This is a genomic window from Actinokineospora sp. NPDC051303, assembly GCF_055586285.1.
The window spans coordinates 112,414-122,850 of record NZ_JBVJIN010000020.1; the positions used below are offsets into that span (position 1 = coordinate 112,414).

The 10,437-nt window shown below is 71.9% G+C and carries 8 protein-coding genes; 6 read left to right on the top strand and 2 right to left on the bottom strand.

Annotated features, from left to right (window positions below; translation table 11 throughout):
- The first annotated feature begins 112 nt into the window (after positions 1 to 112).
- The 6 genes from ACZ6SD_RS17660 to ACZ6SD_RS17685 all read left to right on the top strand — a co-directional run bounded on the left by ACZ6SD_RS17660 (position 113) and on the right by ACZ6SD_RS17685 (position 8,835).
- Positions 113 to 610 carry a YbaB/EbfC family nucleoid-associated protein gene (locus ACZ6SD_RS17660; RefSeq protein ID WP_465317998.1) on the top strand — a complete coding sequence of 166 codons (498 nt, stop codon included), beginning with the start codon at positions 113 to 115 and terminating at the stop codon, positions 608 to 610.
- Positions 607 to 924 carry a WXG100 family type VII secretion target gene (locus ACZ6SD_RS17665; RefSeq protein ID WP_465317999.1) on the top strand — a complete coding sequence of 106 codons (318 nt, stop codon included), beginning with the start codon at positions 607 to 609 and terminating at the stop codon, positions 922 to 924. Before ACZ6SD_RS17660 ends, ACZ6SD_RS17665 begins: the two co-directional genes overlap by 4 nt.
- Positions 925 to 932: 8 nt before the next feature.
- The gene (locus ACZ6SD_RS17670; RefSeq protein WP_465318000.1) at positions 933 to 5,990 is read left to right on the top strand and encodes a WXG100-like domain-containing protein; all 5,058 of its coding nucleotides are present in this window, start codon (positions 933 to 935) and stop codon (positions 5,988 to 5,990) included.
- Positions 5,983 to 7,920, top strand: coding sequence for a TNT domain-containing protein (locus ACZ6SD_RS17675; RefSeq protein ID WP_465318001.1), 1,938 nt, complete (start codon positions 5,983 to 5,985; stop codon positions 7,918 to 7,920). Before ACZ6SD_RS17670 ends, ACZ6SD_RS17675 begins: the two co-directional genes overlap by 8 nt.
- A gap of 44 nt (positions 7,921 to 7,964) precedes the next feature.
- Entirely contained in the window at positions 7,965 to 8,276 is a 312-nt protein-coding gene (locus tag ACZ6SD_RS17680) for a hypothetical protein (RefSeq protein WP_465318002.1), read from the top strand.
- A 79-nt stretch (positions 8,277 to 8,355) separates the two neighbouring features.
- Positions 8,356 to 8,835 carry a hypothetical protein gene (locus tag ACZ6SD_RS17685; RefSeq protein WP_465318003.1) on the top strand — a complete coding sequence of 160 codons (480 nt, stop codon included), beginning with the start codon at positions 8,356 to 8,358 and terminating at the stop codon, positions 8,833 to 8,835.
- A 121-nt stretch (positions 8,836 to 8,956) separates the two neighbouring features.
- Here the strand turns inward: ACZ6SD_RS17685 and ACZ6SD_RS17690 are convergent, their stop codons facing one another.
- Together ACZ6SD_RS17690 and ACZ6SD_RS17695 are read right to left on the bottom strand one after the other, a co-directional pair.
- A complete protein-coding gene (locus tag ACZ6SD_RS17690; protein WP_465318004.1) occupies positions 8,957 to 9,838 on the bottom strand; it encodes a HEAT repeat domain-containing protein in 882 nt (293 codons plus the stop codon).
- A 150-nt stretch (positions 9,839 to 9,988) separates the two neighbouring features.
- Positions 9,989 to 10,210: a hypothetical protein gene (locus tag ACZ6SD_RS17695; RefSeq protein WP_465318005.1), complete on the bottom strand. Its 222-nt coding sequence runs from the start codon at positions 10,208 to 10,210 to the stop codon at positions 9,989 to 9,991.
- Positions 10,211 to 10,437 lie beyond the last annotated feature (227 nt).

Below are 10,437 nucleotides of genomic sequence, written 5' to 3' on the forward strand. Positions count from 1 at the left end.
CCCTTTCACCCGGTCGGATGATCAGGTACTAGATTTGAGGCAACTTTCGGGATCCGGATCGGGGCTGGGGGCGTCGGAGGGGTGTCCTTCAGTCGATCCGGGAGGGGGACATGTGAGCGACGCTGCTGAGCGCAAGGCGCAGTTGGAGGCACGCAACGCGGCCATGCGGGAGAACGTCGAGAATCTCATGGCCGATTTGCGTCGCCGGACCGCGGACTTGGCCGAGGCCCAGGCTCGTGCCGCCGCGGTGGCCGGGTTGGCGACCTCGTCGGATGGGGTGGTCCAGGTCGAGGTCAATCCGGCCGGGGTGGTGACGGACGTTCGGTTCTCCCCTTCGGCGTTCCAGCGGTCGACGCCGGAGAAGTTGGCTCGTCTGGTGGTCGAGACCGCGCAGGCCGCTGCCCGGTCCGCGCGGGAGCAGGTCGAGGGTGTGCTCGCGCCGCTGCAGGGCCAGACGGACTTGGCCGACCTGGTCGAGGGCGCCCCGTCGTTCAGCGATCTGCTGCGACCGCCTCCGGCGCCGAGTGCCGAGGGGCCTCGGCGGGCCAGGCACGTGGCCGAGGATGACGACGAGGGCTTCGGCGGCGTGTTCGAGGACGGCTCGCGGTGACCGGCGGTTTCCAGATCCGGCTCGACCAGGTGCGTTCCGGCGCCGGTGGGTTCGGTGTGGCCGGGGACATGCTCAGCGAGGCGGGCGGCACGCTCTCCAGCGCGCTTTCCGCGCAAGGCGCCTGCTGGGGCGGCGACGAGTCCGGGCAGACGTTCTCCAAGGATTACGTGCCCGCCGCGGACAGCACGGTGGCGGCGTTCGCCAAGTTGAGCGAGGCCCTCCAGGCGATCAAGACCGCGCTGGACGAGACCGCCGCCAGCCAGCAGGACACCGACCAGAACAGCGGCGGCGGCTTCACCGCCATGCAGGGCTGAGGGGCGCCGTGTCGATCACGATCCCACCGGAGATCACCTGGCTGTTCCCGATCGTCGTCGGTGAGAGCTGGCCCGAAGGTGACGAGGACAAGTTACGCGCGCTCGGCGAGGCGTGGCGGGTGGCGTCCGCCGACATCGATGAAGTGATCACCCAGGCCGGGAACGCGGCCACGCAGGCGCTCGGCGGCATGGAAGGCGATGCGGCACAGGCGTTCCAGGAGTACTGGGGCAAGTTCGTCGAGGGCGCGGACGCCTACCTGGTCACGCTGAAGAAATCCTGTGACGGTCTCGCCGACTCGTGCGACAACTGCGCGCTGGAGGTGGAGTACGCCAAGTACGCCATCATCGCCGCGCTGATCATGCTCGCGATCGAGATCGCGGCCCTGGTCGCGGCGGCGTTCGGCACCTTCGGCGCGTCCACGGCGGGCATCCCGATCGCCCAGGCGGCCACCCGCGTCACGGTGCAGATGATCTTCCGCAAGCTCATCACGGCGATCCTGCGCGAGGTGCTCACCGAGGTCGCCATCGACGCGGCCATCCAGGGCATCCAGTTCGCCAAGGGCGACCGCAAGAGCTGGGACTGGAGCAAGACGGGCGGCGCCGCCCTCTCCGGCGCTATCTCGGGTCTGGTCAGCGGCGGTATGGACTTCATCCCGACCAGGGCCACCGGCCTCGGCGGCAGCACCGTCGAGGGCGCCGTCCGCGGCGCCACCGAGGGCGCGGCCTCCACGGTGCTGAACGCGGCGGTGACCGGCGAGGACATCACCGCGGGCGACATCCTCCGGGGCGGTTCCTCCGGCGCGGTGTCCGGTGGTGTCGGCGGGGCGACCTCGCACTACAACACCCCGACGTCGCCGAACCTCGGTGACGGTCCCGGCTCCCTGCCGTCCCCGCCGTCCGGCGCCCCATCGGGTGGTCCGTCCGGCGGGCCTCCGGCGGGGGCGGCGCCGTCCAGGACGCCGACGATCCCCACCGTGGGCGAGGGCGGGGACACTCGGGCCAGCGGAGTGACCACCGCCCCACCGACGCCGAGCGCACCGCCGTTGTCATCGCCAGGGTCGGGCGCCTCGCCCTCCAGCGGCGCCATGCCGTTCGCGGGCGCGCCCAGCGGCGGCGGGTCTTCGGGCGGCTCGCCAGGTGGACGCCCGCCCGCCGGAAGCCCGCCTTCGGGTGGCGCGCCGTCGGGTGGCGGCCCGTCCGCAAGCGCGCCCGGCGGCGGTTCGCGCCCATCCGGGTTCGGTCCGACGGGTTCCGCGCAGGCAGACGTGGGCAGGCATGCTCCGGCAGGCGGCCCGAGCACCAGCGGCACGGGATCCCCTGGCCTTGGCGGCGCCGGAGGATCATCCAACTGGGCAGGCGGCGGGTCTCCTGGCTCAGGCGGTCCTGGCACGACAGGCACCGGCGGACCGGGGCCTGTCGGAAACCCCCAGAACACGCCCGGCGCCCCTGGCGGACCTGGTGGTCCCGGCGGGTCGGGAAGCCCCGGCGCGCTTGGTGGTCCGGGGGCCAGCGGGCAGGCAGGCCAAGCGCCCAACCCCGGCGGCGGCAGCCCCGGAACGTCTGGCATGCCCGGCACACAGCCGCACACCGGCGGACCCAGCACCGCTGGCGCGACCGGTGGCCCGAGTGGATCTGGCAGCCCAAGCGGCCCGGGCTCGACGGGCACCCTCGGCGGTCCTGGCCCCGCCGGTGGGCACGCTGGCCCTGGAACCCCCGGGCAGAGCGGCGCCGCCACACCTGGCGCTCCGGTCGGCGGTCCGCACGGACCCGGAGCGACCGGAGGCCCGGTGCACGGCCCCGCCGGCAACACCGGACCGGGCGGACCCACGCCCTCGGGCGGGTTCGGTGGTCCCGGCACGGCAGGCGGTCCATCCCGCGCGGACGGGCCGGGCACGACACCCGGCAGTCACGCGGGAACCGCGGCGCCGAGCGTTTCCGGTGTCCCACAAGCGTTCGGGGGCACAGGACGCGCCGACAGCGGCACCCCACAGGATCAGCGCGGCGGCTCACCGACCTCGTTCACCGGTCCGCCGATGGCGGGCGCGCCCCAGCAGGCCGCCCCCGGTCGCCCCGACGCGGGCGGGCCGCGCCCTGACCACACCGGGCCTGACAGCGGGCGCCGTGACGCCCCGGGCAGGCCGGACCTCGGCCCTCGCCCCGAAGCGAACCGCCCGACACCCGACACCAGGCGGCCGGACGCTGGTCGTCCCGATGCTCCCGCTCGACCGGACACCCACACCATGGACACCACGGGTCGAGGGGGCAACACCCGACCCGACACCGACCGCCCCTCCTCCGGCCTGCCGGACGGCGGCCGTCCCGGTCCCACCGGGCGATCCGACAGCACCCTGCCGAACTCCGGCCGCCCCGACACCACCGCTCGGTCCGACACCCGCGGCGTGGACACCACCGGGCGACCGGACGGCACCCGCCCGGAGGTCACCGGCCGGTCGGACACCGCGCCGCCCGCGGACAGCGCCGAACGATCCGGGCCAGGCTCGGACACCTCGGACCGCTCCGCGCCGGACGGTCTCGGCGACGTGGACCGGGCCGCGCCGGAGGACATCGCCGGGGAGGCCGGTGACGGGCCCGCGCCCGACCCCGACGTCTCCGGCGCCGGGAGCCCCGACGTCTCCCGCGCCGGGGGCGACGAAGGACCCGCGCCGACGCCTGGGCCGCGGGTCGACGAAAACGGCGTCCCACTCACCTACCTGGGCACCCGCCAGGGTGAGCACGGCTTCGCCGACATGGGCGAGTACATCCCCATGGGCGGGGACCGCTCCAACGGCATGGGCAGTTACGACCAGCGGACCCGGGACCTCATCGGCGACCACAGCCCATGGGGGTCGCACAGCGACCGGGACGAGTTCAACCGCCACCACCGGCCGGACGGGACGTTCCGGACCAACCGGTGGCCGCCGCACGGCGGCGCCGTCCCGGGATCGCAGCGGGACGTCACCCTGCCGGTAGGCACGGTGCTGGACCGGTTCGGCGGGGAGACCGGGCGGTTCCTGTCGCCGATGGACCCCAACGGGCAGCCGTACCACTACCGGGATCGGGCGATCTTCCCCGACAACGCCGAGGTCGGCTACCACGTCTACGTCGTCGCGAACCCTGGCGGGCTGCGCGGCGAGCTGGCCGAGGTGGCGCCCGCGCTCGGCCAGCCGGGCGGCGGGCGGCAGTTCACCCTGCCGGAGAACATCACCATCGAGCACCTGCTCAGCGACGGCGTCATCCAGGAGGTGCACGTCGCCCCGCCGGGCAGCCCGGTCCTGCCCGCGGACTTCGGCGACACCCACGGCACACCGACACCGGACGCCCTCGCGCAGGGCACACCGCCCGACAGCGAGCCCCCCGCTCCCGGTGACGCCGACCGGACGCCTGATCTGGCCTCGGTCCCCGACGGACTGCGGTCGCTGGCCGAGGCGAACGGGTTCGCCACTCCGGCGGGCGGGGCGCTGTTCGACCCGTCGGACGTGCGCACCAGGCAGGCCGCGAACGCGGTAGCGCCGATCCCCGGCCATTTCGTGCTCGACGCGCACAGCGACGGCACGAACGCGATCGTCGGCGGGCAACGGCTCGGCGGCGCCGAGCTGGCGGCTCTCGCCAGGGGGCTGGGCTGGAACGGCACGGACCCGATCCTGCTCAACGGGTGCGAGGCGGGACGGAACCCGGACGGCCTCGCCGCCGACCTGGCGCGCGAATCCGGGGCGACGGTCATCGCGCCCACTGAGCGCGCCTGGTCGGGTGAGCGGAACACCATTCCGTACTCCACCAGCGCCGACTACGTCGACGCCGACGGCCGCACGTATCCGAGGATTCCGCCGGACGGTGGCTGGAACTCCTTCTCCCCCACCGGGGACATGACCCCGACAGGGTCGGGCGGGCTGCCCTTCGGCGACCAACCGGACAGTCGCACCGAAATGTCCACATCGGACACTCAGGTGGATTCGTCGCGCGGGCTCGTCCAGTCCGACTTCATTCCACCGCGGGTGCGCAACCCGAACGATCCGGTGCCCATCCCGGTGGACGACCGGGGTGCGGCCGACCCGGCCAGGCAGGGCGACCCGCTGCGCCCGCTGGCCGCCGACGAGCGGCTCATCGGCAGGCCAGGCCTCACCCCCAACACGGCGTACCGTGTGGACGGTCGGGGCACGTACTACACCGACAACCGGGGCGTGATCACGCACGCCGACCTGGAGTCGCCCAACACCCGCGACGGCGCCAACCCCGATGTGGACTACCCCGCGCCGAACACCACCTACCGGGTCGACGTCGACGGCGCCGAACACCGCTACACCACCGACGACCAGGGGTTCCCGCCGCGGTACCGGGAGTGGGTCGAGCCATATACCGACAACCCGGACGCCCCGGTGCGGGTGCCCGCCGCGGGGGCGCCACCGGGCGACCCGCTCGGGCCGCTCCAGCCCCGGGAGGCGTTCAGCGACCGGACGAACCTGCCGCCCAACACCAAGTTCGACGTCCCCGGCCGCGGCACGTTCTACACCGGACCCCCGGACGCCGACGGATTCGGCCGGGTGGTGGCGGTGGAAGCCGACTCCAGCCCAGGCGGGGTGCGGGACAACGCCAACCCCGACCTCAACAACTTCCATCCCGACTGCCAGTACGTTCTCGACGGCGACTATGTGATCGTGACCAACGAGCACGGCATCGCGATGGAAGCGACCGACGAGCGCACCTACGGCCCCAGCAGGCGCGAGACCCGCAGCCAGTGGTCGCAGGACATCGTCGGCGCCGTGGGCGGCCAGGGCTACGACGGCGGCCACATCAAACCGAACCAGGTGACCCGGCCAACCCCGGACGCCGTCGGCCAGTTCCCGCAACTCACCACGCAGAACCAGGGCCGGGGCACGCCGAACAACCGGGACACCTGGTACGGCCAGGACATGCGGGCCGCCAGGGACCAGCGGGCGGGCTCCCGGATCGAATGGCACGATTTCCAAGGTGACGGCGGCGCGGTCCCGCACCAGGTGCACTCCCGCTTCGTGATGGTCGACCCCAGCGGAGCCCCCCGGATCAAGCTCAGGAGATACGACAATGTCTGACGCGGACCACACGGTGTCCGACGCCGAACAGGCCCGCCGGTACGACGAGCTGGTCCAGCGCATCGGGATCGCCCTGCTGTCGGCAGCCCCGCCGGGGTGGGCCCGACTGGACCTGGTGGCGACCCTGGCCTCCAGCGCCCAGGACTTCGGCCTGGTGGTGCTGATGACGGACGGCACATCCGCGCGGATCGAGCCACCCGCCGAAGCGGCCGAGGCGTTCGTCGCGCTGCGCGAGCTGATGTACCGGCGGGAGCGGGGCGCGTGGTTCTCCGCGCGGTTCGTCATGAACCCGCCCGGCGAGTACCACGTGTTCTACAACTTCCAGCACGACCCGGGCTGGGACCCGCCGGTGCCCGACGAGGTGCTACGGCGGGATCTCGCGCGTTTCCCCCGGCCGGAGGAGGAAATCCCGAACTGGCTGCGCCGCAGGCTCGGCATGCCCGCGCTCGCCGCAGGCACCGAGCCCGCGGGCATCGTCGAGCAGCGGGAGCTGAGCAGGCGGGTCACCGACCTTCTGGTGGCGCACGCGCCCAGCGACTGGACCCAGCTGCGCGTCGGCTACCGGGCCGCGGGCTCGTTCGTGGAGCTGCGCGGCCAGGTGCTGAGCCTCAACGGGCAGCTCCGCCCGTGGAACCCGCCCGCCGCCGCTGCCGACGAGTTCGCCGCGCTGCGGGCCGGAATGGCCCAGCCCGGCAAGGGCCCGTGGTCGGGCGCGCAGACGATCATCGAGTTCCCACTGCGCGCCACCACGACCTACACCTTCGACGACCCCGGCTGGCACACCACCCCGCCCCGTCCCGCCGTGCTGGACGACCTGCGCCGGTTCCCGCGATCACCGGAACACGTGCCTGCCTGGATGCGGGCGATCGTGCCCGACGTCGAGCAGGTGCTCGACGCCCGCGCCCGGTTCCGTGAGGCCCGGGTCTTCGACCGCCGCGAACCCGACGGCCGCCCCGTGGTCACCCGTCCGCCGGTCCCCGCCGACGAGGTGGCGGGCGTGCTGCGCTACCTCAACGAAGCGCTCGTCGTGCTCGGCGGCCGCGGCCACGACGTCGACCTGTTCGCACCCGATCACGCCCCGGACGTCCCCGCCGGATTCCACACCGACGGCGCCTGGCTGTGGCCGGCGTCCATCCCGCACTACCTGGCCAAGCACGGCATCCCGCCAGAGCCCGAACTCGTCGACCACATCCGCGCCGCGAACTTCACCCCGCCCCCGGTCGACCCCGCGACCGCGGCCGCCGCCCACACCGCACTCACCGGTGAAGTGCCCCAGTCCGCGCCCGAGACACGCGCCCCACTGTCCGACGACGAACACAAAGACCTCACCCAGATCGCGCTGGCCCTGTCCGAAGCCGGAATCAACCCCCGCGCCTACAGCCTCGACGGGCCAGCCGATGAAAGCTGGTGCCTGGAACGCGCCGGAGACCAGTGGCAAGTCGCCCAGTACGAACGTGGACAAGTCTTCGCCGCTCGCCGCTTCCCCACCCTGTTCGACGCCGGGGCCTACCTGCTGGGCACACTGACCATCCTGCCCGCCCGCCTCCGCGCGGGCGGCCCCGACGCCAACACCGCCGCCGCCCTCAACGACTGGCCCATCCAGCCACTGCCCGGCGAACCACCCCTGACTCTGCTGACCCACAAACGCATGGCAGTGCTGATGGCAGGCCGAGAGATCATCCGACACGGCGCCCCCGGCGGAAACCTGGTGTTCACCCCCAACACCCCCTTCCCCCACATGTCCCTACGCGCCGAACACGAAACCTCACGCCCGCACCGCTACCGAGTGACCCGCGACCTGCGCGTTCTCGCCGGAACAACAATCCCCTGGCACAACCAACCCGGCGGCGGCCACGCCTACCTCCTGCCGCACTCCATCAGCCACCACCTCGCCGACGCCAGCCTCACCGACATCACCAATGAGGAATAAACACGCCCACCCGAATCACCATCCACTCACAGTTCGCGAACCAGATGTCGCGGCTGGCGCCGTTCTCGCTGCCGGACTTCATCGAGGACGTCGACGCCCTCCTGATCGGTAAGCAGGTGCGCGGCGGCGTGCAGATCAACGCGGCGATCTGCGATCACATCGGCGGCACCGGCCACCTCAGCAGGTTCGGAGATTTCTTCACCGTCCGACACAACGGCAGGGCGGCCGACGCCGTCGTGCCGGCCAAGACCATGCTGGTCGGCGGCGGCCCCGAACTGGACCCAGTCCTGAACACCCTGCGCCTGGGGGTCTCGGGGACTCGTTCCCGCCTGGGTCGTTGCCTGCTGAGAAGCTGAACCCGTCCTTGCAGGGGTATGCGGACCTCTTGCTGGGCCTGTTGTCGGGTCAGGAGAACGCGCGCCGTGCGGTGGCGGGGTGCTGAACGCGGAAGGGGCGATAGGCTCTGTGGTCGTAGTGTTGTTCGTCCTGTTGCCTTTGGTGCTGATCGGGGTGGGTTTTCTCCTGTGGGTGATCATCGGCGGGAGAGTTCCCGCGGCGGCGGCACGGTGGGTGCTGGGCGCGATGTGGTCGGTGGGCGGCACCGCGGTGATGTACTCGTGGGGGCTGTGGCACACCTTTGCCCTCGATGTGGAGGAGCACTGCGCGTTCGTCCGCGAGCGTGACTACGATGATCGGTACGGCGGGCTGACGTTCTTTCCGGTCAGCCGGAAGTGCGGCGCCGGATACGACCTGGTTCGCCCTTACGTCAATCCGATCGTCTTCGCTCTCTTGGCACTTGCGGTCGTTTTCGTGGCCATCGCGGTGAAGGCCGCACGGGACGCGCGCAACCGGGCTATCAGGAAGCGCGGCGAGCGCACAACTTCCCTCAGGCCGTCAACGCGGCGTCCCCGGTGAACCCTCTTCGGTTGGCATCCGCTGCGGGGTGGAAGCGCCGCGGAGCGCGATCGCGTCGGCGTTTTATCCCGGAGAGACGGCGTGGTCACCCGGTCCCGGTTGTGGGGAGTCGTGTGGGTGTTCAGATGATGGAACGGACCAGGTTGATGATCGCGAGTTGGAGGGTGAAGTCGGCTGCCAGGGCGTCCTGGGCCGCGATGAGGGCGGCGTGGACCTGGTCCAGGACCGGGGCTGCGGTGTCGAGTGGGGCTCCGACGACCACATGGCGGTAGTCGACGTCGGTGATGTTCGAGCCGACGGTCGGGGCCGTGACGGGGGTGGGCCACTGCTCCAGGTCCGCCGCCAGCACGACGTCCACCCGCGTCATCGAATCGGAGTTCCCGCGCACTCGGCCGATGATCTTTTGAGCCTCGACCAGGCCGTCGGTCGCCACCCAGCCATCCAGCGACAAGGCGGGCCGGGTTTGCTCGAAACAGCCCGGCAGATCCTCCAGCCGATCCCACACCCCGTCCTCCACCCCCAAATACCCCAACGCCTCGTATCGCACGCGCACGTCGTGCAGCACCGCCGCCCGCACGATCTGATCCCACGCAATCGGGTCATCGATCTCGCCGAGCGCCTGCACACAGGTCACGAAGAACCAGATGTCCCAGGCAGGCCAGCCCGACCACAGCGCCTCCGCCAACGCGGGCACCGCCGCGACGGACTTCGACGCCCCGAGCGCCTCGGCCACAAGACCATGCGGGTACGGGGTGTCATCAATCCCATGGCGGTAGGTGCCGAGTGCCGACGCCAGACAAGGCACGGCCGAAGGCACCGGACGCACGGTCGCGGCGAAGGTGTACCGCTCGAACTCCAGCCAATCCCCCGCCCGCCACGCCCGCTCCAACCGCTCCGCGATCACCGATTCGGCGTCGGGAACAGCCCTGATCGCCTCCGCGGTCCCATAAAACTGGAGCGTCTCGCGGAAGATTTCCGTCAATGCCGCGCCCGCCGAACTCACCCGACGCCTCCGATCACCCGTGCCCTGACGACGTTCGAGTTGAAGTACGGATCGAGAGTATCCCGCCGGAAACCGTACGCCACAGCGCTTTTCTCCGCCTTGATCTGGAGGCTGTCGGCCTGCCCTCCCCGCCGTCGACTGAGGACGGCGTCAGGTGCTCGGATGTAGGGAGACCTCGTCGCCACCCAGGGCTAGGACGCCGAGCGCACCGATCACCGAGTCCTGAACCGCCGCCAGTGCCGTGCCGCCGCATTCGCCGGTGGTCTTCTTGTGCTTACCGTGGCCGGCCGGGCTCGGGTCCACGGGCCCGGTGACTGGGCCCGACCAGGTGGTGCGGGTGGCAGCCGACCGTGCGGCGCGACGGGACGTCATCGTAGGAGCCCGGCGAGCTGGATGGAGCAGGCGCCGGTCAGCATAACCGCGTCCTGATCGGCGGTGATCCACGTGGGCATGGTCCCGACATGGGCGTTCCTGGCCCGGTGGTGGCCCGCGGCCGGCGGCAGCCCTGGCGCTGGTGACCGCCTGTGTCCTGTGGGCGCGCACCCGGCCGCCCCCATCGGCCGCCCGTACGGCGGGTTCCGGCGGGGAGAGCCGCTGGT